The following is a 22,839-nucleotide window of genomic DNA, read 5'->3' as shown; positions in this document are numbered from 1 at the left end:
AGCTCGTCAGCTGCGACACCGCTGCGGTCCAGATCTGCGTTGCCGGCCGCTCGGCAGGATCACCGGTCCGAGGCGCAACGCAGGGCCGCACTCCCGAGGAGCCTCGTGGGGCCCGTCGGCCAAGAACACCGCTCACCTGGAACGAGAGGTTCCAAGGCAGGACCCGAGGTTCCGCCACCGCTCCGGTCGGGGAGACCGCGTCAACGCCGCGGAGTGCTCTCCCGCACCACGACCTCGCCGCGCACCTTGCGGCGGCGCGGTTTGCCGTCCGCCTCGTTGAGCACCAGGTCCAGCGCCATGCCGCCCATCTCGGTCAGCGGCAGCCGGACCGTGGTCAGCCCCGGCGTGACGTCGCGCAGCGTCGAGATGTCGTCGAACCCCGCGACCGCGAGATCACCCGGCACGTCCACGCCGCGCTCCCGGCAGGCCGCCATCGCGCCCAGCGCCATCAGGTCGTTGATGGCGAAGGCGCAGTCGACCTCCGGGTGCTCGTCCAGCAGTCGCTGCATCGCCCGGAACCCGCCGTCGCGGGTGAACTCCTCGGCGAGGAAGAACGGTTCTCCGTCGGCGGATTTCCGCCAGCCCGCGGTGAAACCGTCCCGCCGGTCGCGCGAGACGAGCAGGCGCTCCGGTCCGGTGAGGACGGCGGGACGCCGGTAGCCGAGCGCGGCGAGCTCCACCGCCAGGTCGTGGGCGCCCCGCCGGTTGTCGACGACCACGGTGTCGACCGGCAGCCGGGGTTCGCTGATCGCGGCCACCCGCCCGCCGGACTCGGTGAACGGTTCCACCTGCGCGGCGAGCTCCCGCAGGTGCGCGCGGTCGTTGGTGCGGCTGCCCGCCAGCACGATCGCGCGCCCGCGCTGGCGCCGCAGCGCCGCCAGCAGCTCCAGCTCGCGTTCGGGCCTGCCGCCGGTGCTGCACAGCATCACCAGCAGCCCGTGCTGCTCGGCGGCGTTGGCCAACCCGGCGGCGATGGTGGAGAAGTAGGGGTCGGAGATGTCGTTGACCAGCAGTCCCACCAGGTCGGTGGAGCCCCGGGCCATCGACTGGGCCTGGGCGTTGGGCGTGTAGCCGAGCCGGGCGGCGGCTTCCAGCGTGCGGGCGTGCAGCTCGGCCCGGACGACGCGTTCGCTGCCGTTGAGCGCGCGCGACGCCGTCGCGAGCGACACGCCCGCTTCCTTGGCGACGTCGGTGAGGGTCGCTGCACGTGCCGGCACCGGGCGCTCCTTCCACGGGGAATGCGTATTCCGAGGATAGCGCCCGGCGCCGGACGTCCGGAGATCCGCGTGGGAGCCCGGCGCGCCGGGCTCCCACGCGCTCAGCGGGATTCCGCGCGGCGCCGGTCGAACTCGGCGCGGGGAACCGGTTTCGCGTCCTTGGTGCCGAGCTGCTCCAGCGGGATGCGGTGGGTCTCCCTCGCCGACCAGGCGGCGACGGCGCCGACGACTGTGATCGCGAAGCACAGCGTGCCGACGATCAACGGCACGTTCGCCGATCCGGGCGGTGCGACCAGCGTGAAGATGCTCGGCAGGAACGCGGTGATCGCCAGCCCCAGGTTCTGGGCGATGGCGAACCCGGTGACCCGCGTGCGAGCGGGGAAAAGCTCCTGGAAGAAGCCCGCGAACGTCGCGTTCCACACCTGGTAGAGCAGTCCCCAGGTGAGGATCGCCAGCACGATCGTCAGCGCCACGTTCTGCTGGCTGATCGACCACAGGTAGGCGTAGGACAGCACGCCGGATCCCAGCGAGCCCACGATCATCAGCGGGCGCCTGCCGAACCTGTCGGACAGGTTCGCGAACCACGGGATGAACGCCAGCGCCACCAGGTTGGCCACCACCGGGATCCACAGGTAGACGCTCTTGTCCATCTCGATGCCGTAGCCGGGTTGCGTCGCGTACGCGGCGCCGAACACGGATACGACGACGCCGATGACGTTGACCAGCGTCATGCACGCGGCGCGCACCACGTCCATGCCGCTCTCCCGCAGCACTTGGACGAACGGGGGCCGCTCGCGGCGGCGTTCCTCCTTCTCCTCCAGGAAGATCCGGCTCTCGTCGACGCGCCGCCGGATGACGTACCCGGCGAGCACGACCAGCGCGCTGAGCAGGAACGGGACTCGCCAGCCCCACGAGTCGAAGGCTTCGTCGGACAGGAACGCCGACAGCGGCAGGAACATCGCGGCGGCGATGATCTGCCCGGCCTGGGTGCCGTGCAGGCTGAAGCTGGCGTAGTAGCCGCGGCGCCCGAACGGCGCGTTCTCCACGATCATGGCGCTGGCGCCGCTGAGCTCCCCGGCGACCGCGAACCCCTGCACGAACCGCAGCAGGACCAGCAGCACGGGCGCCCACATGCCGACTTGGCCGTAGGTGGGCAGCAGCGCGACCGCGAAGGTGGACAGGCCCATCAGCAGCATCGCCAGCACGAGCACGTTCTTGCGGCCCCGGCGGTCACCCCAGTGCCCGAGCGCGATCGCGCCGATCGGGCGGGCGACGTAGCCGACCGCGTAGGTGCCCAGCGACGCGACCAGGGCGACGGTGGGGTCGCCCTCGGGGAAGAAGATGCTGGGGAACACCAGCGCGGCGGCCTGCGCGTAGACGAACCAGTCGTAGTACTCCAGCGCGCTGCCGATCCAGCCGCTGGCGGCCGCTTTCCTGGAGGTGCTGCGGGAATCCTTCGGTGCTTCCGGGCGGGATTCCCCGGTATCGCTGGTCAATGTGTTCTCCTCGGCATGATCCGGTGACGTCGTTGTTCCGATCAGCGGGATGCAGGCCGCCATGCGGCCGAATCGGCCGGGCTTGCGCGCACGCGGTCTGGGTAAGCGCTTTCCAGATGGAACAAGTACCGGATCGAGCTGTCAACACCCCGGTTCTCGTCGGCGGCATCGCGACGGCGGATCAGGCGCAGGTCACGGCGCCAATGTGCGGAATGCGCTTTCCGGAGTGGTCGTTCGATCGTTACGATGCGCGCCGACGGGGGCCCGGCGAATTCCTTGCGAGGTTCGATGAGCGGCACCACCACGGTCGTCCTGGCGGGCATGCACGGCCACGGGCGCTGGCACCTGCGCGAACTCCGGCGCCTGCGCGGTGCGGGGGCGCGGCTGGTCGGGATCTGCGATCCGCGTCCGCCGGAGGACGCCGACGACGACCTCGCCGGGGACGTCCCGGTGCTGCCGAGCCTCCGGGACCTGCTCGACCGGGTCCGGCCGGACGTGACGATCGTGTGCACCCCGATCCACACCCACGCCGAACTGGCGCTGCTGGCCGCCGAGTCCGGTTCGCACGTGCTGCTGGAGAAACCACCCGCGCCGACGCTGGCCGAGTTCGACCGGCTGGCCGCGGGTCTGGCGGTCACCGGCCGCGCGTGCCAGGTCGGCTTCCAGAGCCTCGGCTCGCTGGCGCTGGGCCACGTGCGCGCGCTGATCGACGACGGCGCGATCGGCGAGGTGCGGGGGATCGGCGCGGCGGGAGCGTGGCAGCGCGACGCCGCGTACTACGCCCGCGCGCCGTGGGCCGGGCGGCGTTCGCTGGAGGGCGTCGCGGTCGTCGACGGCGCGCTGACCAACCCGTTCGCGCACGCCATCGCGACGGCGCTCGCCCTCGACGGGGTGCGCGGCGACGAACGGCTGCGGGACTGGGAAGTGGAGCTGTACCGGGCGAATCCGATCGAGGCCGACGACACCTCCTGCCTGCGGCTGATCACCGCGCGCGGCACCACGATCACCGTCGCGGGCACGTTGTGCGCGGAGGGCGAGGTGGAGCCCCACGTCGTGGTGCACGGCACGAGCGGCCGGATCGTCCTGGAATACCGGACGGGCCTGGTCCGGCTGGAATCAGGCGGACGGGTGCGGACCAGCGCGCACGGGTTCACCGGCCTGCTGGAGAACCTCATCGCCCACGTGCACGACGAATCGGTCCCGCTGCTGGTGCCGCCCGCGGCGACCCGCCCGTTCATGCAGGTGCTGGAGGCGGTGCGCACCGCACCCGAACCGCGCGAGATCCCCCCGTCGCGGCGGTGGATCGATCGCGTCGGACCACACCCCCGATTCGTGGTGACCGGCGTGGACGAGGCCGTCGTGCGCGCCGCCGACGAGATGCTGCTGCTGTCCGAAGTTGACCCGTCGTGGCGGAACCGATGATCGCGAGGCTGCGGTTGGCCGGTGCGGTCGTGGCCGAGTGCGTCGACGGCGCGCAGCTGCCCGCACGCCTCGGGCCGCGTCCGCACCTGCACCCGATCCGCACCCTGGGCGGGAGCACCGTGACCGACGCCCGGCCCGCGGACCACCCGTGGCACCAGGGTTTCTCGGTCGCGCTGCAGGACGTGGGCGGCTGGAACCTGTGGGGCGGCCCCACCTTCGTGCGCGGCCGGGGCTACGTCGACCTCGACGATCACGGGCGGATCGAGCGCGTCGGCTTGGCAGACGTCCGCGAGGACGCCTTCGAGGAGCGGTCGCGCTGGTGCGGCGCGGACGGTGAGCACCTGCTCGACGAGCACCGGCGGGTGCGGGCGCGGCTCAGCGAGCACGGCTGGGAACTGGAGATGACCACCGCGCTCACCAACGCCACCGGCCGGGAGCTGCGGCTCGCCGGGCCTGCCGCGAACGGCTGCCCCGGCGCGGGCTACGGCGGATTCTTCTGGCGCCTGCCGCCCGCGGTCGCGCCCCGGGTGCGCACCGAAGCGGGAGAGGGGGAGCAGCGGGTGCACGGCGCCGCCGCCCCCTGGCTGGCCTGGGTCGATCGCGACCACACCCTGGTGTTCACCGGGACCGACGCGGCGACCCGGGCCGATCCGTGGTTCGTCCGCGTCGGCGACTACCCGGGCGTCGGCTCGCAGCTCGCCGCCCCGGACGCGGTCCTGCTGGAGCCGGGCGGCGCGCTGCACCGCGGCCTGCGGGTGCTCGTCGCCGACGGCGCGCTCGACGGCGGAGCCGTCGAGCGGTGGGCGGGCGGCGCAGGTGCGGAGCTCACAGCGCGCGGGTGAACACGACGCGGTCGAGCGAAGGCCCGTCGTAGTCCGGGATCGGGTCGGAGGCCGTGAACCCCACCGCTCGGTGGAACGCGATCGACGTCGCGTTCTGCGGCGAGGTGATCGCCTTGACCTCGGTCCGGCCGTCGTCGCGCGCCCTCGCGAAGAACCGCTCGTAGAGGTCGCGGGCCAGCCCGGAGCGCCGCCACTCCGGGGCGACACCGGTGAAGTGGATGTAGGCCACCGCCGGGTCGGACGGCGACAGGAAGCCGATGACGAATCCGGCCATCGTGCCGCCCGCCTCGGCGATCAGGCTCGTGGAACCGAAGTGGTCGACGAAGACCCTGGTCAGGTCCCGCGAGGCGGGGCGTCCCCACCAGTCGTCGACCACGCCCACGATCACGTCGTAGTCCTGCGGGACCGCGCTGCGAACGGTGATGTCGTCGAGCATGTGCGAAAACCCCTTCGCCTCGCCGGATCGAGCATGGCCACTGCAAAGCGACGTCCAGCATGCCAGAGGCGGCCCGCGATGCCGGTCAGCCCGCGCGCAGGGCTTCCTCGGCGGCGTTCGCGGCGCGGTCGCGGTCGGCCGCGACCAGGCCGAGGCGGGTGCGGCGGTCGAGCAGGTCGGACGCGTCGAGCGCGCCCTCGTGCCGCACCGCGAAGCGGAGTTCGGCCGGGGTGACGTCCACGTCGTCGATCGGTTCCAGCAGCCGCCGATCGCCGCCGGCCTCCGCGACCACGGCCGCCGCTTCCGTCCCGTAGCGGGAGACCAGCCGGGTCGGAGCATCCACTGTGGACAGCTGGACGGGGTTCGCGGCTCCGGCCAGCGGGAGGTTCTTCGTGCGGCACGGCCGGTCGGTCAGCGCGGCGGCGTCCACGGCGTCCTGCGCCATCTTGCGGTAGGTCGTCAGCTTCCCGCCCACGACGCTGATCACGCCGTTGTCCCCGGTGATCACCGCGTGCTCCCGGGAGAGGTCGGAGCTCTGCCCGTCGCCGCCGTCCAGCAGCGGGCGCAGGCCGGAGTAGGTGCCGAGCACGTCGTCCTCGCGGATCGGCCGCGCCAGCACGGAGTTGACCGTCTTGAGCAGGAAGGTGATCTCCTCGGCGGAGGCCGTCGGCACGTCGGGGACCGGGCCGTCCTGCTCCTCGTCGGTGAGTCCGATGTAGACCCTGCCGTGGCCGGCGGGCAGCGCGAACACGAACCTGTTGGTGGTGCCGGGGATCGGCACCGTGAGGCCCGCGTCGAGCCCGCCGAACACCGCGTCGGACACGACCAGGTGGGTGCCCCGGCTCGGGCGCAGGCGCAGTCCGGGCGCCACTTCACCGGCCCAGACCCCGGCGGCGTTGATCACCTTCCGGGCGCGGACGTCGACGGTCTCGCCGGTGAGCCGGTCCCGCAGCACGGCGCCGTCGCCGGTGACCTGCTCGGCCGCGCAGCGGGTCAGGATTCGCGCTCCGTGCCCCGCGGCGGTCCGCGCGATTCCGACGACCAGGCGCGCGTCGTCGACGAGCTGGCCGTCCCAGGACAGCAGCCCGCCGCGCAGCCGGTCCTGCCGGACGGTGGGGACCATGCGCCGCGTCTCGACGCTGGAGACCCGGCGCGGTGCGGCCAGGACCGATCCGGGCGTCCCGGAGCCGCGGCGCAGCAGGTCGCCCGCGACGAACCCGGCGGCCACCAGCGCCGCCTGCTTCGCCCCGACCCCCGCGACCAGCGGCACCAGCTGGGGGAGCGGGCGGACCAGGTGCGGTGCGGTGCGCTCCATCAGGATCCGGCGTTCGACGGCGCTCTCGTAGGCGATCCCGACGTTGCCGGAGGCCAGGTAGCGCAGTCCGCCGTGCACCAGCTTCGAGCTCCACCGGCTGGTGCCGAAGGCGAGGTCGTGCTTCTCGGCCAGCACCACGTTCAGCCCGCGCGACGCCGCGTCCAGCGCGACGCCCGCGCCGGTCACGCCGCCGCCGACGACGAGCACGTCGACCTGGCCGCCCTCGGCCAGTTCGGTCAGGTCCTTGGTGCGCCGGGCGGCGTTCAGCGAGGTCATCGGAGTCACTCCTCGGGACGGAGGTAGGTGTCGAGCACGGTGCGCAGCTGCGCGTCGAGGCGGTCCGGTGGCAGCGCGTCGGAGACGATGCGGGCGGACAGGACCGCCGACTGCACCAGCAGCAGGACCATCGCGGCCAGTTCGTCGGGATCGCCGGAGCGGATCGTGCGGTCGGCCTGGCCGCTGCGGATCGCGGTGGTGAGGACTTCGAGGATGCGCTGCTGGCTGGCGCCGAGCCGGTCGAACACGTAGGTGCTGAGCAGTTCCGGGTCGGTTTCGAGGATCTTGACGAACAGCGGGTGTTGCCGGGCCGCCGAGACGGTGCGCACGATCCCGTCGATGCCGTGCCTGCGCGAACCGTCGCCGGTGTCGGCCGGCAGCAGCGCGACGAGCTCACGGGTGAGCAGGTCCGCGGACAGGGTCCGCACGTCCGGCCACCGCCGGTAGACGGTCGGGCGGCTCACACCTGCTCTGCGGGCGATCTCCGCGAGCGTGGTGCGGCGCATGCCGACGGCGAGCACGCACTGCTTCGCCGCGTCGAGGATAGCGTCATCGTTACGACTTGACGTCATGTGTAAAACTGTAACGCATGACTGAGCTTGAGCACCGCACCCCGGAGCAGGAGTGGAACGCCTGGGGCACCGCCGACGGGGCGAGCCCCGTGCCCGAGGAGATGCGCACCCTGATCGAACAGGGCCTCGGTGTGGTGCGGCGGGACACGCCGTCGGTGGACCGGTCCGCAGTGCGCGTCGGGGAGTCGCGCCTGCCGGACGAGGTCCGCTCCGCGCTGGTCGCGATCGTCGGCGACGACGGCGTGCGGACCGACGACGACGCGCGGCTGCTGCACGCGGGCGGCAAGAGCACTCCCGACCTGCTGCGCCGCCGGGCGGGGGACGCGGACTCCGCGCCCGACGCCGTGGTGCTGCCCGGCTCTCACGAGCAGGTGTGCGAGCTGTTGGCGCGGTGCGCCGAGCACCGGGTGGCGGTGGTCCCCTTCGGGGGTGGGACCAGCGTCGTCGGCGGCGTCGAGCCGGAGCGCGGTGGGTTCGCCTCGGTCATCGCGCTGGACCTGCGGTTGCTGGACGGCCTGGTGGACCTCGACGCGGAGTCGCAGACCGCGACCTTGCAAGCCGGGCTGCGCGGCCCGGAGGCGGAGGAGCTGCTGGCCGGGCACGGCTTCACGCTCGGCCACTTCCCGCAGAGCTTCGAGCACGCCAGCATCGGCGGCTTCGCGGCGACCCGCTCGTCCGGGCAGGCCTCGGCGGGGTACGGGCGTTTCGACGCCATGGTGGTGCGGCTGCGCGTCGCGACCCCCACCGGTGAGCTCGACCTGGGCCGGGCTCCCGCCTCGGCGGCCGGGCCGGACCTGCGGCAGCTGTTCCTCGGGTCGGAGGGCGCGCTGGGCATCATCACCGAGGTGACCGTCCGGGTGCACCCGAAGCCCCAGGAGGTGGAGTCCGCGGCGTGGTCGTTCCCGGACTTCGCCACCGGCGCGAAGGCGCTGCGCGTGCTGGCGCAGGAGGGCGCGCTGCCCACCGTGGCCCGGCTCTCCGACGAGCTGGAAACGATGATCAACCTGGCCACCGCCCACGAGGTCGGCGGCGGGGAGCAGTCCGGCGGCTGCTTGATGATCACGCGCTACGAAGGCTCCCGGATCGCGGTGCGCGCGCGGGTCGAGCAGCTGCTGTCGGAGTCGGGCGGCACCTCGCTGGGCGCCGCTCCGGCCGAGAAGTGGGACCACGGCCGCTACCACGGCCCGTACCTGCGCGACGCGCTGCTCGACGTCAACGCGCTGGTGGAGACGCTGGAGACCGCGAGCACCTGGTCCCGGCTGGAGGAGACCTGCAACGCGGTGCGGGAGGCGCTCACCGAATCGCTGCAGGCTCAGGGCACTCCGCCACTGGTCATGTGCCACATCTCGCACGTGTACCCGACCGGCGCGTCGCTGTACTTCACGATCGCCTGCGGACGCGGTGACGAACCGGTTTCCCAATGGCGGCAGGCGAAGCGCGCGGCGGGCGACGCGATCAGCCGATCCGGCGCCACCATCACCCACCACCACGCCGTGGGCCTGGACCACCGCGAGTGGCTGACCGACGAGATCGGCGAGCTCGGCGTGGCGGTGCTGCGCGCCGTGAAGTCCACCGTGGACCCGTCGGGCGTGCTCAACCCGGGCAAGCTGATCCCGTGATCACCGACATCGCGATGCTGGTGAATCCGCGCTCGGGCCAGGGGCGCACACCGGCGGTCGCGCTGCGCGCGCTGCGCTACCTGCGCGAGTCCGGGGTGTCGACCTCCGTCCTGGTGGGGCGGGACGAGGCGGATTCGCTGGTGCTCGCGCGCCGGGCCGTCGAGTCGGGCACGGGCGCGCTGGTGGCCTGCGGCGGCGACGGCGTCGTCAACCTCGCGCTGCAAGCGGTCGCCGGGACGGACACGCCGTTCGGCGTGATCCCGGCGGGAACGGGCAACGACCACGCCCGGATGCTGGGGGTTGCGCGGCACGACCCGATCGCCGCCGCGCGGGTGGTGCTCGACGGCGCGGTCCGCCCGATCGACCTCGGCAGGGTCGGGGACCGCTGGTTCGGCACGGCGTTCGCCGGCGGTTTCGACGCCCTGGTCACCGAGCGCACCAACCGGTTGAAGTGGCCGCGCGGCAAGCTGCGCTACAACCTCGCGATGCTCGTCGAGCTGGCGGCGCTGCGCCCGCTGGACTACGTCCTGGAGCTCGACGGCCGGGAGGTGTCCACGCAGGCGATCCTGGTCGCGGTCGGCAACGGCCAGACCTACGGCGGCGGCATGCGGATCTGCCCGGACGCCGTGATCGACGACGGCCTGTTCGACGTCACCGTCATCGGGGCCGCCCGGCGGGACCAGATCGTGCGGCTGCTGCCGACGATCTACCCCGGCACGCACGTCGAGCACGCGCAGGTCACGACCTACCGGGCGAGCCGGGTCCGCCTGTCCACGCCGGGCGTCACGGGCTACGCCGACGGCGAGCGCTTCGAGAAGCTGCCGGTGACGTGCGAATGCGTCCCGCTCGCGGCCAAGGCGCTTGTGCCGGTCTAGTCCGGCCACGTGGGGATTCCCGGTGCGGGTCCGCTTGCCGGAACACGGTTCGACGGTCGTCGGACTCCGGCGCGCGGATCGCCGGGCGTTGTCGGGGGTCGGCGGTACCGTCGCGCGACCTTCGACGTTCACGCGCGGGCCGGGCACGGGGCCGGCCGCGGCGTCGAGGTTCCGCCACGACCGGGAGGCCGTCCCATGCCCTTCGCCGAGGAACTGATCGGCGCGCGCACCGTCCAGGAGCTCACCGCGGCGCTGCGGGTGGTCCTGCCGGACGCGGAGCTGCCCGCGGTGCGCGCGGCCGGTCCGGCGCTGCCGCCGCTGGCTTTGCGGGAACGCAGCGATCTCCTGCGGGACGCGCTGCTGGCGGACCTGCCGGACGGCTACGACGAGTTCGCGGACGTCGTGCGCGCGGCGGCGCGGCGCGCTCCGACGTTCACCGGATGGCTGATCTGGCCGGTGACCGCCGCGGTCGCGGCCAGGGCGATCCGAGACGATGCCGCGGCCGCGTTCGACGACGCTGTGGCGCTGCTGGCGGAGCTGACCGACCGGCTCAGCTCCGAGTTCGCGCTGCGCTCCCTGCTGAACCACGACCTCGACCGTGCGTTGGCGGTGATCTCCGGCTGGACGAGGTCGGAGAACGAGGGCGTGCGGCGGCTCGCTTCGGAAGGAACCCGCCCGTACCTGCCGTGGGCGGTGCGGGTGCCGCGACTGCTCTCCGAGCCCTCGTCGACGCTGCCGATCTTGGGGGAGCTCTACCGGGACGACAGCGACTACGTGCGGCGCTCGGTCGCCAACCACCTCAACGACCTCAGTCGGGTGGATCCCGACCTGGTGACCTCGACCGCCGCGAAGTGGCTCGCCGAACCCGACGCCAACACCCCGCGCCTGGTGCGGCACGGGCTGCGGACCCTGGTCAAGCGCGGACATCCGGAAGCCTTGCGGCTGCTGGGCTTCCCGCCGGTCCGGGTCGAGGTGACCGGCCCCGAACTGGCCGCCGACGAGGTTGCCATCGGTGCGGCGCTGACCTTCACGGCCTCCGTGCACAACCCGGAACCCGAACCGGCCCGATTGGTGATCGACTACCTCGTGCACCACCGCAAGGCCGACGGGAGCCGGACGGCGAAGACCTTCAAGCTCACCACCCGGACCGTCGCGCCCGGCGAGACGGTCGAGTTGACCCGCGCGCACCCGTTCCGCGTCCTGACGACCCGGCGCTACCACCCGGGCCTGCACGGGATCGAATTGCAGGTCAACGGTGTCCGCTCGGGGCGCGCCGAGTTCACCCTGCTGCCCGCGGCGGAACCGGTCGACGCGGGCTGAGCCCGGCAGGGCCGGCGCCGCCCGGTTCGTCGTGCGCGTCCCGATTCGTCGGCTCCGTGGCACCGATCGCGATCCGATCCGAGATCCGGTGGGGCGCCCGTCGTGATCACGCGGGGGTGATCGTGGGATGCTGCATATGCCAGGAGCACCGCGGCGGGTCGTTCGTTCCACGTGCTGGAAGCGGGGCCCGTTCCGGGAGCGTCGGGCAGTGCCTGTCGGGGGCACCTGAGCTGAGCTGGACGAAGGTGGGAGCACGATGGCGGACGGAATGCGCCCGGAAGTGGACCTGCGCACGGATCGCGCCCACGGTGCGCGGATCTACGACTACATCCTCGGTGGCAAGGACAACTACGCCGTCGATCGCGCCGCGGCCGAAGCGACCTTGCAGATCTGGCCCGCGCTCGGCGTGCACATGCGGGCGAACCGCACGTTCATGCACCGAGCAGCCCGGTTCCTCGCGCAGGAATGCGGTGTCCGCCAGTTCCTCGACATCGGTACCGGCATCCCCACTCCGCCCAACCTGCACGAGATCGTGCAGGAGGTGGCGCCGGAGACCAGGGTCGTCTACACCGACAACGACCCCATCGTGCTCGCCCACGCCCGCGCGCTCATGACCAGCGCGGAGCGGGGCCGCACCGCGTACATCCAGTCCGACATGCGCGAACCCGAAGCCCTGCTCGCGGCACCCGAGCTGCACGAGACGCTGGACCAGGACCGGCCGATCGGCCTGATGCTCATCGCGATCGTGCACTTCATCGAGGACGACGACGAAGCGCTGGCGGTGGTGCGCCGCATCATCGACGCGATGCCCTCGGGCAGCTACGTGGCGGCCACGGTGGCGACCGACGACTTCGCGCCCGAGATGCTGGCCAAGGTCACCGACACCTACCACGAGCACGGCGAGAGCATGCGGTTCCGCGACAAGGCCGCCGCGGAGCGGTTCTTCGACGGCCTGGAACTGGTCGACCCGGGCCTCGTGCAGATGCACAAGTGGCGCCCCGACGACGACGAGCACCTGTCGGTGCCCGACGCCGACATAGCAATGTACGGCGGAATCGCCCGGAAACCCTGATTTCCCGTCTCGCTCTGCGTAGGGGGCGGGTGGCGGAACCTCAGCGGGATTCTCGCTGCGGGATCTTTTTCCCAAGTGGCTCCGCCACGAGGGAAAAAGCTGTCCTCGCGAGAATCCCGCTGAGAACCCGCGGCGGTGCCGGTTGCTTTGGCGGTCGCTGCTCAGCGGCTTCGCCGCTGACAAGACGCAGGACGAGAACCCTGCTCGGTCTGAACGACGAGTCGGGCGCAGCTTGGGGACGGTTGACGAGTCGGGCTCGTCAGGGGGTTCGGTCTAGGTGGAGTTCGAGGATGGGGAGTGCGGTGTCCTGTTCGGTGATCTTCGTGCCGAGCGTGTTCTCGAGGACGGTTTTGAACTTCGCCCAGGCTCGGGGGTGCCTGCGGGCGTAGTCGGTGATCGCCGCGTCGGCGTCGGGCGCGGGCAGTCGTCGCGCGGTGGCCGGTGCGCGGTGGTGCCGGGCCACCGAGACTCGGACCCGCGGATGCGCCTGCACGTTGCGGTACCACTGCGCTCGCGTGCCGAAACCGGAGGCGACGAGGTAGACGTCCGGCGCGGGATGCCCGATGACCTCGAGCACGACGCGGCGCGTGACGCCGGACTTGCGGCCCAGGTGCTCCAGCATGAGCAGCCGTGAGCCGAGCAGGAACCCGAGGCGGGCGCGGTAGAGCGCGATCGGCGCGCGCATCAGCACGCGGTTGCGCAGCACCTTCGCCCCGGCTCGCCCGAGTGCGGTCGACATGGCCCACCTCGATCCCGTCCGGTGCGGAGTTCGGGCTGACGGGCCCACCGTCGCTGTTCGCCGCTTCCGACGCAGGTGCTGGCGCTCCGCACGGCGGTGGAAGGGCTACGGGCGTCGGCGCGGCTTGCCCCGCTTGCCGCCCTTCGGTCCGCCGAAGCCGGGGCGGGGCCGTCCACCGGCGGGTTTGCGGGCGGGGGACTTCTTCGCGTCGCCGCCGGAGCGGTCGCGCTTGGCCGGGGCCGGTTCCTGCCGTCGCCCGCGCGTGCTGTTGACCGTGCGCCCGCGGACCACGCCGATGAACTCCTCCATCAGGTCGGTGGTCTCCTCCTCCGGCCAGGACAGCGCGACGCGGGACTGCGGGGCGTCGGTCACCGGCCGGTAGGTGAGGTCCTTGCGGTGGTGCAGCCGGGCCAGCGACTGCGGGACGACGAGCAGTCCCACTCCCGCGGCCACCAGTTCGATGGCGGCTCCGGTGGTGGCGGGGCGTTCCACCGCGGGGAGCCCGGGCGGGCCCTCCCAGCCGAGCGCGTCGTCGAGCGGGTGCAGCACGACCTCGTCGGCGAGGTCGTCGGTGGTGATCTCGTCGGCGGTGGCGACCAGGTGGTCCTTCGGGACGACCACCACGGTCGTCTCGGTGTAGAGCGGGATCGCGTGCAGCCCCGAGCGGTCGGTCGGCAGCCGCAGCAGCACCGCGTCGACCTCGCCCCGGCGCACCAGGTCCGCCGCGTCGGCGGCGGAGGTGTCCACGAGGTTCAGCGGGACTTCCGGTCGCCGCTCGTTCCAGATCCGCACCCACTTGCCGGGCGTCACCCCTGGGACGAACGCGAGTGCGAACGACGATGAGTCGACCGAGCCTGCCACCAGGCCAGGCTACCGGGCGTCATCGCAGGTACCGCGGGCCCGGTCGATACCCTGGACCCCATGACGTCGCAGAAGACCCCCCAAACGATGAAGCCCGCGACCGCGGCCAAGAAGCTGAACGTGTACCTCGAAGCCACCCCCGCGGAGTTCCAGGAGGGTGTCGTCTCGCGCGACGAGCTCAACGCCCTGCAGACCGACCCGCCGGAGTGGCTGAGCGAACTGCGCCACAAGGGTCCCCACCCGCGCCAGGTGGTCGCGGCGAGGCTGGGCGTCTCCATCGGCGGTCTCGCCCGTGGCGGCATCACCGAACCGCTGACCACCGCGCAGATCGACGCGCTGAAGGCGGAGAGCCCCGACTGGCTCGAGCAGGAGCGCGCCACCCAGGCCGAGGTCCGCAAGGAGAACGCCCGCGCCAAGCAGAAGGCGGCGGAGGAGCGCGAGAACCGTTCCTGACGGCGCCCCATCCGCACCTCGCACGAGGCGCGGATGAGGCCGTCGGGACCGATCGGGTCAGTGCTTGCCGAGTTCGCCGTCCACGCGGCGCCAGATGTTCTCCGGGTTGCAGTCGGCGAGCACTCCGGGCAGGAGTTCGGCAGGCACGTCCTGGTAGGCCACGGGCCGTACGAAGCGGTCGATGGCCAACGTCCCCACCGACGTCGTCCGGGAGTCCGATGTGGACGGGAACGGCCCGCCGTGCACCATGGCGTGGCCGACCTCGACGCCCGTGGGCCAGCCGTTGAACAGGATTCGGCCGGCCTTGCGCTCCAGCGTCGGCAGCAGCGCGCCCGCCTCGCCGGTGTCCTCGGCCGTGGCGTGCACGGTCGCGGTGAGCTGGCCTTCCAGCCCGGCGGCGACCTGGCGGAGTTCGTCGGCGTCGCGGCAGCGGATCACCAGCGAGGACGAGCCGAACACCTCCTCGTCCAGTCCTTCGCCGTCGAGGAACGCCGATGCGTCGGTGACCAGCAGCGCGGCCCGGCAGGACTGGGGCGCGTCGGACTCCTGCCCGCGCGCCAGCACGGTCACCTCGCCCTTGGCCGCCAGCGCCTCCACTCCGGCCGCGTAGGAGCGGGCGATGCCCGGAGTGAGCATCGGGGTCGGTGCGGACGCGGAGACCGCGTCGGCCGCGCTGTCCAGGAACGCCGTCAGCTCGGGGCCGTCGATCGCGACGACCAGGCCGGGATTGGTGCAGAACTGCCCGGAGCCCATCGTCAGCGACCCGACGAATTCCCCGCCGAGCTCGGCGGCCCGCGCGTGCAGCGCGCCGGGCAGCAGGAAGACGGGGTTGATACTGCTCATCTCCGCGTACACCGGGATCGGCTGCGGCCGGGAATGCGCCGCGGCGGTCAGCGCCAGCCCCGCGCCGCGCGAGCCGGTGAACCCGACGGCCTGGATCCGCGGATCCGTGACCAGCGCGGTGCCCAGCCCGGGACCGCTTCCGTAGAGCAGTGAGAACGTGCCCGCCGGCAGCCCGCAGGACGTGACGGCGTCGCTGATCGCGCGCGCCACGAGCTCGCAGGTGCCGGGGTGGGCGTCGTGCGCCTTGACCACCACGGGGCATCCGGCGGCCAACGCCGAGGCGGTGTCGCCGCCCGCGACGGAGAAGGCGAGCGGGAAGTTGCTGGCGCCGAACACGGCGACGGGTCCCAGCGGGATCTTGCGCTGGCGGATGTCGGCGCGCGGTGCGGGCGCGCGATCGGGCAGCGCCGGGTCGATCCGGGCGCCGGTGAAGCTGCCCTCGCGCACGACCTGCGCGAACAGGCGCAGCTGCCCGGTGGTGCGCCCGCGTTCACCGGTGGTGCGCGCCAGCGGCAGGCCGCTTTCGGCGTGCGCACGAGCGGAGAGGGCGTCGCCGATCGCCTCGATGTTGTCGGCGATGGTCTCCAGGAACACCGCGCGCTGCTCGAAGGTGGTGGCGCGGTAGATCTCGAACGCCGATTCCGCCGCCGCGCACGCGCGTTCGACCTCCGCCTGGCCGCCGTGCCCGTAGGCCGGTTCCAGTTCGGCCCCGGTTCCAGGGTCGACCGCGCGGATCTTCTCGCCCTCGCCGAACACCGGAGTGCCCGCGATCAGCATCCGCCCGGTGAGGTCGGTGGCGGTGTGGCCTGTGGTCATGCGGTGAATCCTCCTTGGTCCGGGCGGTTCGGCGGCGGCTGCGGGCGCACCGGCGACCGGCGGCGGGCACAACTCGCCAGTCAGGACATTAGGATCCGCGATCGATGCGTGTCCAACTCCAATCGAGCATCGACCGATGCGGGAAGCGCATCGCGCACCAGGAGGCGGGTACCGCATGTTCACGCTCAACCAGCTCGCCGGGTTCGTCGCGGTCGCCGAGGAATTGCACTACGGCCGCGCCGCCGCGCGGTTGCGCATGACCCAACCACCGCTGAGCCGCCAGATCCAGCTGCTGGAGCGGGACCTGCAGGTGCGGCTGTTCGACCGCAGCGGCCGCGCGGTGCGCCTCACGCCGGCGGGGCAGGCGTTCCTGCGCGATGCCCGCAGGTTGTTGCACGAGGCGGAGAACGCGACGCTGGCGGTGCGGCGGGTGCCCGGTGGTGAGGCCGGGGTGGTGCGCGTCGGGTTCACGGCGACCTCGGCGTACGGGATGCTCGGCGGCGTGCTGGAGACCGCGCGGGAGCGGTTGCCGCACGTGGACGTGGTGCTGCGGGAGCTGGTGACCCGGGAACAGCTCGACATGCTCTCCTCCGGCGCGCTGGACCTGGGCCTGGTCCGGCCGCCGATCACGCGCCCGGAGCTGGAGTCGCGCCGCCTGCTCGCGGAACCGCTGCTGGCCGCGCTGCCCGCCGGTCACCCGCTGGCCGAGGCGGAGGAACCGCTGGGCCCGGCCGATTTCGACGCGGCGGACGTCGTCATGTACTCGCCGACGGAGGCGCGCTACTTCCACGAGCTGCTGGTGAGCGTGTTCCGCGAAGCCCACGTCTCGCCGCACTACACCCAGCACGTCAGCCAGGTGCACACGGTGCTCGCGCTGGTGCGGGCCGGGCTCGGCATCGCCCTGGTGCCGTCGACGGCGACGTTGCTGCGGTTCGACGGGGTGGTGCTGCGCCCCGTGGAGCTGCCGGATCCGGAGCCGGTGGAGCTGCACCTGGCGTGGCGCGGGGCCAACGACAACCCGGCGCTGGGCGCGCTGCTGGCGCTGCTGTGAGCCGAACGCCGGGCGCGGCGCGGGCCCTTGATGTCCACAGTGGACTGAAGTACTCCTTCTGGTGGAAATCGGCTTCGTGGAACCAGATCGGAGCAGTCCTGGGCGGCGCACCGGGTGCTTCAATCGATCGGCCAGTGCGGGAACGCCGACGGGGAGGGGTCGCATGACCGCCGATTTCGTGCGCAAGATCCGCAGCAGGGAAACCGTGCTCGGGTACTGGGTGATGCTCGACGCCCCGCCCGCCACCGAGCGCCTCGCCAGGGCGGGCTACGACTACGTGTGCCTGGACGGGCAGCACGGGCTGCTCGGCTACCAGGGCGTGCTCAACGGCCTCATCGCGATCGACGCCGCGGCCGGTGCCGCCGGTGTCGTGCGAGTCCCTTCGCACGACCGGGCCGCGATCTGCCGAGCGCTCGACGCGGGCGCGCGCGGCATCATCGTCCCGCTGGTGGACGACGCCGAGCAGGCCGCCGCCGCGGTCGCGGCGACCCGCTACCCGCCGGGCGGGATCCGCTCGTACGGGCCGATGCGGTCGAGCCTGCGCATCGGCCCCGACCCCGCGGAGGCCGACGCGAGCGTCGTCGTGCTCGCGATGATCGAGACGCCGCTGGGGCTGGCGAACGTCGAGTCGATCTGCGCAACGCCCGGTCTGGACGGGGTTTACATCGGCCCGGCGGACATGGCGCTGGCGGTGGGCGCGGCACGCCCGGACGATCCGGCGGTCGCCGCCGAGTTCGACGCGGCGCTGGCCAGGGTCCGAGCCGCGGCCGACGCGGCCGGGATCGCCGTCGGCATCCACACGCCCGACGGCGCCACGGCGGCGCGGCGGCTGGCCGAGGGGTTCACCTTCGCCAGCGTGTCCTCGGATCTGGAACACCTGGAGCAGGTCGCCCGCGCGCACCTGGACGACGCGCGCAGCTGAACCGCGCACTAAACATCAGACAATTGAAGGATCGGTCGCCGTCGCGCGGATGGCCCTCAGTCGAAGTTCGCGCCCAGGCGCCTCGGGTCTGTGGCGAAGGATTCTCCTCGTCGGTGGCCGGTCAAGCTCGGCAAGATCGACTGATGGGGCTCGCGACCGTTTCCGGGCTGATTCGAAATGATCGACGGTCGCGACCGTTCGGTCCACGGGCGCTGGGCTGATCGGATCGCGGCGTCGACGCCGCGTCGACGCCGCGGGGCACTCCGCCGGTCGCGCCGACGAAAAATGTCCGACGTATTGATTCGCTGCTCCGTTCGCCGCATACTTCACGCCAACCCGGAGGTCGGGGCCGGCCCTGTTCGGCGGCACGGCTCGATCCGCTCGGGGCGCCGATTCACAGGAGGTGCCGCTGTGGCCGTGCAGTGTGGCCAGCCAGAGCGTTCGTGCGACCCCGCCGTCGCACGGCATTCTTCCGACCACCGCCACCTCCTCGGCAGGGGAACCGGCGATGCGCGGCCTCGGACGGGGGACCCCTCCGGCGCGGTCGTCGACCAGCGCCTCGACGGCGGCGGCCCCGCCGCGCAGCGATCACCCCGGCAAGTCGCCCACCGCTGAGATCTCGGCCCGTCCCCACGCGCCACCCGAGCGGCGAAGTCCGCGCGCGGCGGTGGGAAACGGCCCACGACAGCGTCACCCGGCTAGGAGAGACCACGCAATGAAGCGCATCGGAGTGGACGTCGGTGGCACCTTCACCGACCTCATGTACTGGGACGAAGAGGGATCGGTGTCCGTGCACAAGATCCCGTCCACGCCCCAGGATCCGTCACTGGCCACGGTGAACGGGGTGCAGCAGCTCGCCGACGAGGTCGGCATCTCGGTGAGCGACCTCGACCAGTTCCTGCACGGGACGACGGTCGCGACCAACATCGTGCTCGAGCACAACGGTTCCGACATCGGCCTGATCACCACCGAGGGCTTCCGGGACATCCTGCACATCGCCCGCAAGAAGCGTCCGCTGAACTACTCGTCGTACCAGGACCTGCCGTGGCAGAAGTGGCAGCTGGTGCGCAGGCGCAACCGCCGGGTGGTGCCGGAGCGGATCAACGCCGCGGGCGAAGTGCTGGTGCCCCTCGACCTCGACGCGGTCCGCGAGCAGGTGCGGGAGCTCGTGAGCAGCGGCGTGCGGGCCATCGCGGTGTGCTTCCTGCACTCCTACCGCAATCCCGTCCACGAGCAGGCGGTGAAGCGGATCATCGAGCAGGAGTGCCCCGGCATGTTCGTCTCGCTCTCCAGCGAGGTCGCGCCCCAGTACCGGGAGTACGAGCGGTTCTCCACGACCGCGCTCAACGCGTTCGTCGGCCCGCGGGTGTCCGGCTACATCGACAACCTCGCCGAGACGACCCGCGACGCCGGGGTGCGCGGCGACATCCGGCTGATGACCTCGGCGGGCGGGCTGATCTCCTCGCGGCTCGCGGCGGACAACCCGGTGCTGCTGCTCACCAGCGGGGTGGTCGCCGGATTGCTCGGCGGCTGCGCGATCGGCGCCGCGTCCGGGCATCCGAGCGTCATCACCCTCGACGTCGGCGGTACCTCGGCCGACATCGGCGTGGCCCCCGACGGCAAGCTGCGCATGAAGCACCTGCTGGACACCCGCATCGGCGACTACCACGCGATGGTGCCGATGGCGGAGGTCGACACGATCGGCGCGGGCGGCGGATCCATCGCTTTCGTCGACGCGGGCGGCATGTTCCGCGTCGGGCCGCGCAGCGCGGGCGCGACACCGGGACCGGCCTGCTACGCGCGGGGCGGCACCGAACCCACCAGCACCGACGCGATGGTGGCGATGGGCTGGCTGCGCGCCGACAGCTTCCTGTCCGGCTCGATGTTCGTGGACCCGCAGCTGGCGACCAAGGCGATCGACGAGCACATCGCGCGCAAGCTCGACACCTCCGTCGAGCAGGCCGCGATCGGGATCTTCCAGATCCTGGCGCACGCCATGACCGAGGCGATCAGCCTGCACTCGGTGCGCAAGGGCTACGACCCGCGGGACTTCTCACTGGTCGCCGAGGGCGGGGCGGGGCCGCTCTACGCCTGGCACATCGCCGAGCAGCTGCGGGTGCCGCGCGTGATCGTGCCGCACCACCCGGGCATCGCCTCTGCGATGGGCCTGCTCAGCACCGACATCCGGGTGGAGACGCCCGCGACGGTGTGGACGTCGTCGACCGACCCGGACCTGGACCGGATCGCGGCGGAGTTCGACCGGCTCAGCACCCAGGCGGTGGAGCAGCTCGCCGGGGACGGACTCGACCCCTCGGAGATCGTGCTGGAGCGCAGCCTGGACTGCCGCTACATCGGGCAGGGCTACGAACTGCGCGTGCCCGCCCCGCCGGGCGAGATCGACGCCGAATGGGTGGCCCGCACGGCCGAGGCGTTCCACGAGGTGCACGAGCGGACCTACTCGCAGCGCTTCGACGACAAGCCGGTGCACCTGGTCAACGTGCGGGTCGCGGCGGTCGGCAAGGTCGGCCACGTGCCGCTCGCCGACGTCGAGGCGGGCGGTCCGGACGCGTCGGCCGCGGTGAAGGGCAGCACCGAGGCGCTGTTCTGGACCGCCGACAACCAGCCGAAGACCTTCGACACCCCCGTCTACGACCGCGCGCTGCTCAAGGCGGGCAACGTCTTCGCCGGACCGGCGATCGTCGAGCAGTTCGACTCCACGACCATCGTCGGCCCGCAGCAGACGGCCACGATCGACCGGGTGGGTCACATCATCATCGAAACCGCCGTCAGCACCGAAGGAGGCCAGCGGTGACCGCGCTCGACCCCGCCGGCGTGTCGCTCGCCGGAGTCGCACCCCGCAACTTCACCACCGTCGACGTCGACCCGATCACCCTGCGGGTGATCGGCGGTGCGCTCAACAGCATCGCCAAGGAGATGGCGCAGATCCTCTACCGGATGGCGTACTCCAGCCTGATCCGGGAATCGGAAGACCTGGGCGCGGGCATCTTCGACGCGAACGGCCGGGAGCTGTGCGAGTCGGATTCCACGCCGATGCACTGCGGATCGATCCCGGCCTACATCCGCGGCATCGACCGCAAGCTCGCGGGCACCTACCGGCCCGGTGACGTCATCCTGCACAACCACCCGTACCACGGGGCGGCGCACTCGCCCGACTACGGGATCATGATCCCGATCTTCTTCGGCGGCGTGCACATCGGCTTCGCGGGCTGCACCGGTCACGTCTCCGACATCGGCGGGAACTTCCCCGGCCTGTGCATGGACGTCGTGGACGTCTGGGCCGAGGGCAAGCTGATGGACTCGATGAAGATCTACGACGCGGGCGTGCGCAACGAGGCGCTGATCCAGCACATCCTGGACAACGTGCGCACTCCCGAGCAGAACGCGGGCGACCTGGAAGCGCTCATCGCCTGTTCCCGGCTGGGGGAGAAGCGGTTCCTCGAACTGCTCGACCGCTACGGGCTCGACGTCGTGATGTCGGCCGCGGACAAGTGGATGGACTACTCGGAGGACATGCTGCGCCGCAAGATCCGGGAGATCCCGGACGGCGAGTACGTGGCCCCGGAGTCCTACTTGGACGACGACGGCAAGAACCGGGACGTACCGCTGAAGGTCTCGGTGCGGGTGAAGGTCGAGGACGACGACGTCGTGGTCGATCTCACCGGCTCCCACGGGCAGGTGCCGACCGCGTTCAACGTGCCGTTCGAGGGCTCGGTGCTGCCGACCGTGGCCTCCGCGGTGCGCACGCTGCTGCTCGACGAGGCGCTGACGGAGGAGTTCGTCCCGCAGAACGACGGCTGCTTCCGTCCGGCGAAGGCGTACGCGCCGGAGGGAACGCTGTTCAACCCGGACTTCCCGGCGTCGTGCTTCGCGCGGTTCTCCCAGATCAACCGGATCTTCGACTCGATCAACCTGGCGCTGTCCGACGTCCTGCCGGACCGGGCGGTCGCGGGTTCGTCGGCGGCGCTGTGCGCCATCGCCTACTCGGGGCTGGCCGAGGACGGCCAGTCGTACTGGGTCTACATCGAGATCAACGAGGGCTCCTACGGCGGGCGCAACGGCAAGGACGGCATGGACTGCGTCGACTCGCTGATGGCCAACACCCGCAACAACCCGATCGAGGAGCTGGAGCTCAACCACGCGATGATCGCCGAGCGCTACGAGCTGCGCGACGAGCCACCGGCGCCGGGGCGCTACCGCGGCGGGATCGGCAGCGTGCGCAAGTGGAAGATGCTCACCGACACGTTCATCGGGTCGGAGGCCGACAACCGCAACGACCCGCCCAAGGGCCTCGAAGGCGGCCACGCGGGCCGCGCCGGATCGTTCACCCGCAACGCGGGCACCGACCGCGAAGAGCCCTTGCACTCGAAGGTCACGCAGGAGAAGTGCGCCGCGGGCGACACGCTGGAGATCAAACTGCCCTCCGGCGGCGGGTACGGCGATCCGTTCGAGCGCGACGCCGCGACCGTGCTGGAGGACGTCCTGGACGACTTCGTCTCGGTCGACGACGCGCGGACCCACTACGGGGTGGAGATCGACCTGGCCGCCTCGGCGGTGGACGAGGCGGCGACGGCTCGACTGCGCTCCGCGCGCTGAGCGCGCCGCTCACCGGCGGGACCGCGGTGGTTTCCGCCGGTGAGCGGCCGCTGCGCGCGGAGCACCACCCCCGGCACG

General features: G+C 72.1%; 19 protein-coding genes. 11 read left to right on the top strand and 8 right to left on the bottom strand.

Features of this window, described 5'->3' with window-relative positions; all coding sequences use genetic code 11:
• Positions 1 to 200 precede the first annotated feature (200 nt).
• Positions 201 to 1,217, bottom strand: coding sequence for a substrate-binding domain-containing protein (locus BJ969_RS14955; RefSeq protein WP_184479530.1), 1,017 nt, complete (start codon positions 1,215 to 1,217; stop codon positions 201 to 203).
• A 101-nt stretch (positions 1,218 to 1,318) separates the two neighbouring features.
• The gene (locus tag BJ969_RS14950) at positions 1,319 to 2,713 is read right to left on the bottom strand and encodes an MFS transporter (protein WP_221315825.1); all 1,395 of its coding nucleotides are present in this window, start codon (positions 2,711 to 2,713) and stop codon (positions 1,319 to 1,321) included.
• Between the two features lie 288 nt (positions 2,714 to 3,001).
• Between BJ969_RS14950 and BJ969_RS14945 the strand changes: the two genes are divergently transcribed.
• The gene (locus BJ969_RS14945) at positions 3,002 to 4,135 is read left to right on the top strand and encodes a Gfo/Idh/MocA family protein (protein ID WP_184479528.1); all 1,134 of its coding nucleotides are present in this window, start codon (positions 3,002 to 3,004) and stop codon (positions 4,133 to 4,135) included.
• Entirely contained in the window at positions 4,120 to 4,977 is an 858-nt protein-coding gene (locus BJ969_RS14940) for a DUF6807 family protein (protein ID WP_221315824.1), read from the top strand. The genes BJ969_RS14945 and BJ969_RS14940 overlap by 16 nt, the downstream gene beginning before the upstream one ends.
• Here BJ969_RS14940 and BJ969_RS14935 read toward each other — a convergent pair.
• The 3 genes from BJ969_RS14935 to BJ969_RS14925 form a co-directional block, all read right to left on the bottom strand.
• Positions 4,961 to 5,413: a GNAT family N-acetyltransferase gene (locus tag BJ969_RS14935; RefSeq protein ID WP_184479527.1), complete on the bottom strand. Its 453-nt coding sequence runs from the start codon at positions 5,411 to 5,413 to the stop codon at positions 4,961 to 4,963. The genes BJ969_RS14940 and BJ969_RS14935 overlap by 17 nt on opposite strands.
• A gap of 85 nt (positions 5,414 to 5,498) precedes the next feature.
• The gene (locus BJ969_RS14930) at positions 5,499 to 7,004 is read right to left on the bottom strand and encodes a glycerol-3-phosphate dehydrogenase/oxidase (RefSeq protein WP_184479526.1); all 1,506 of its coding nucleotides are present in this window, start codon (positions 7,002 to 7,004) and stop codon (positions 5,499 to 5,501) included.
• A 5-nt stretch (positions 7,005 to 7,009) separates the two neighbouring features.
• Complete coding sequence (locus BJ969_RS14925; protein ID WP_184479525.1) at positions 7,010 to 7,576, bottom strand: TetR/AcrR family transcriptional regulator; 567 nt, start codon at positions 7,574 to 7,576, stop codon at positions 7,010 to 7,012.
• A gap of 17 nt (positions 7,577 to 7,593) precedes the next feature.
• On the opposite strand from BJ969_RS14925, the gene BJ969_RS14920 reads away from it, so the two are divergent.
• From BJ969_RS14920 to BJ969_RS14905, 4 genes are all read left to right on the top strand, one after another.
• A complete protein-coding gene (locus BJ969_RS14920; protein ID WP_184479524.1) occupies positions 7,594 to 9,195 on the top strand; it encodes an FAD-binding oxidoreductase in 1,602 nt (533 codons plus the stop codon).
• Positions 9,192 to 10,070 carry a diacylglycerol kinase gene (locus tag BJ969_RS14915; protein WP_184479523.1) on the top strand — a complete coding sequence of 293 codons (879 nt, stop codon included), beginning with the start codon at positions 9,192 to 9,194 and terminating at the stop codon, positions 10,068 to 10,070. The genes BJ969_RS14920 and BJ969_RS14915 overlap by 4 nt, the downstream gene beginning before the upstream one ends.
• A 195-nt stretch (positions 10,071 to 10,265) precedes the next feature.
• Positions 10,266 to 11,390 carry a DNA alkylation repair protein gene (locus BJ969_RS14910; protein WP_184479522.1) on the top strand — a complete coding sequence of 375 codons (1,125 nt, stop codon included), beginning with the start codon at positions 10,266 to 10,268 and terminating at the stop codon, positions 11,388 to 11,390.
• A gap of 256 nt (positions 11,391 to 11,646) precedes the next feature.
• The gene (locus tag BJ969_RS14905) at positions 11,647 to 12,462 is read left to right on the top strand and encodes an SAM-dependent methyltransferase (protein WP_246456817.1); all 816 of its coding nucleotides are present in this window, start codon (positions 11,647 to 11,649) and stop codon (positions 12,460 to 12,462) included.
• A gap of 259 nt (positions 12,463 to 12,721) precedes the next feature.
• Here BJ969_RS14905 and BJ969_RS14900 read toward each other — a convergent pair whose 3' ends face one another.
• Together BJ969_RS14900 and BJ969_RS14895 are read right to left on the bottom strand one after the other, a co-directional pair.
• Positions 12,722 to 13,201, bottom strand: coding sequence for a nitroreductase family deazaflavin-dependent oxidoreductase (locus tag BJ969_RS14900; RefSeq protein ID WP_184479521.1), 480 nt, complete (start codon positions 13,199 to 13,201; stop codon positions 12,722 to 12,724).
• 105 nt (positions 13,202 to 13,306) lie between these two features.
• Positions 13,307 to 14,062, bottom strand: coding sequence for a LysR substrate-binding domain-containing protein (locus tag BJ969_RS14895; protein ID WP_184479520.1), 756 nt, complete (start codon positions 14,060 to 14,062; stop codon positions 13,307 to 13,309).
• Positions 14,063 to 14,122: 60 nt separating this feature from the next.
• Between BJ969_RS14895 and BJ969_RS14890 the strand changes: the two genes are divergently transcribed.
• Positions 14,123 to 14,515, top strand: coding sequence for a DUF5997 family protein (locus BJ969_RS14890; RefSeq protein WP_184479519.1), 393 nt, complete (start codon positions 14,123 to 14,125; stop codon positions 14,513 to 14,515).
• 57 nt (positions 14,516 to 14,572) lie between these two features.
• Here the strand turns inward: BJ969_RS14890 and BJ969_RS14885 are convergent, their stop codons facing one another.
• A complete protein-coding gene (locus BJ969_RS14885; RefSeq protein ID WP_184479518.1) occupies positions 14,573 to 16,174 on the bottom strand; it encodes an aldehyde dehydrogenase (NADP(+)) in 1,602 nt (533 codons plus the stop codon).
• A gap of 175 nt (positions 16,175 to 16,349) precedes the next feature.
• Between BJ969_RS14885 and BJ969_RS14880 the strand changes: the two genes are divergently transcribed.
• The 4 genes from BJ969_RS14880 (at position 16,350) to BJ969_RS14865 (ending at position 22,761) form a co-directional block, all read left to right on the top strand.
• Positions 16,350 to 17,225 (top strand): LysR substrate-binding domain-containing protein, encoded by an 876-nt coding sequence (locus BJ969_RS14880; protein WP_184479517.1) that lies wholly within the window; start codon positions 16,350 to 16,352, stop codon positions 17,223 to 17,225.
• 163 nt (positions 17,226 to 17,388) lie between these two features.
• Positions 17,389 to 18,147, top strand: coding sequence for an HpcH/HpaI aldolase family protein (locus BJ969_RS14875; RefSeq protein WP_184479516.1), 759 nt, complete (start codon positions 17,389 to 17,391; stop codon positions 18,145 to 18,147).
• Between the two features lie 715 nt (positions 18,148 to 18,862).
• Positions 18,863 to 20,959 carry a hydantoinase/oxoprolinase family protein gene (locus BJ969_RS14870; RefSeq protein ID WP_184479515.1) on the top strand — a complete coding sequence of 699 codons (2,097 nt, stop codon included), beginning with the start codon at positions 18,863 to 18,865 and terminating at the stop codon, positions 20,957 to 20,959.
• On the top strand, positions 20,956 to 22,761 hold the full coding sequence (locus BJ969_RS14865) for a hydantoinase B/oxoprolinase family protein (protein WP_184479514.1): 1,806 nt from the start codon (positions 20,956 to 20,958) through the stop codon (positions 22,759 to 22,761). Before BJ969_RS14870 ends, BJ969_RS14865 begins: the two co-directional genes overlap by 4 nt.
• The last annotated feature ends 78 nt before the right edge of the window (positions 22,762 to 22,839 follow it).

Source organism: Saccharopolyspora gloriosae, from assembly GCF_014203325.1.
In the GTDB taxonomy this organism is placed as follows: Bacteria; Actinomycetota; Actinomycetes; order Mycobacteriales; family Pseudonocardiaceae; genus Saccharopolyspora_C; species Saccharopolyspora_C gloriosae.
Note: the sequence above shows the minus strand (reverse complement) of the source record. Positions and strands in the feature narration are given on the sequence as shown.

Bases quoted from the DNA above. Each gene is read 5' to 3' on its own strand.
- BJ969_RS14945 (WP_184479528.1), top strand. From the start codon at position 3,002: ATGAGCGGCACCACCACGGTCGTCCTGGCGGGCATGCACGGCCACGGG.
- BJ969_RS14935 (WP_184479527.1), bottom strand. From the start codon at position 5,413: ATGCTCGACGACATCACCGTTCGCAGCGCGGTCCCGCAGGACTACGAC.
- BJ969_RS14930 (WP_184479526.1), bottom strand. From the start codon at position 7,004: ATGACCTCGCTGAACGCCGCCCGGCGCACCAAGGACCTGACCGAACTG.
- BJ969_RS14925 (WP_184479525.1), bottom strand. From the start codon at position 7,576: ATGACGTCAAGTCGTAACGATGACGCTATCCTCGACGCGGCGAAGCAG.
- BJ969_RS14920 (WP_184479524.1), top strand. From the start codon at position 7,594: ATGACTGAGCTTGAGCACCGCACCCCGGAGCAGGAGTGGAACGCCTGG.
- BJ969_RS14910 (WP_184479522.1), top strand. From the start codon at position 10,266: ATGCCCTTCGCCGAGGAACTGATCGGCGCGCGCACCGTCCAGGAGCTC.
- BJ969_RS14905 (WP_246456817.1), top strand. From the start codon at position 11,647: ATGGCGGACGGAATGCGCCCGGAAGTGGACCTGCGCACGGATCGCGCC.
- BJ969_RS14900 (WP_184479521.1), bottom strand. From the start codon at position 13,201: ATGTCGACCGCACTCGGGCGAGCCGGGGCGAAGGTGCTGCGCAACCGC.
- BJ969_RS14890 (WP_184479519.1), top strand. From the start codon at position 14,123: ATGACGTCGCAGAAGACCCCCCAAACGATGAAGCCCGCGACCGCGGCC.
- BJ969_RS14885 (WP_184479518.1), bottom strand. From the start codon at position 16,174: ATGACCACAGGCCACACCGCCACCGACCTCACCGGGCGGATGCTGATC.
- BJ969_RS14880 (WP_184479517.1), top strand. From the start codon at position 16,350: ATGTTCACGCTCAACCAGCTCGCCGGGTTCGTCGCGGTCGCCGAGGAA.
- BJ969_RS14875 (WP_184479516.1), top strand. From the start codon at position 17,389: ATGACCGCCGATTTCGTGCGCAAGATCCGCAGCAGGGAAACCGTGCTC.
- BJ969_RS14870 (WP_184479515.1), top strand. From the start codon at position 18,863: ATGAAGCGCATCGGAGTGGACGTCGGTGGCACCTTCACCGACCTCATG.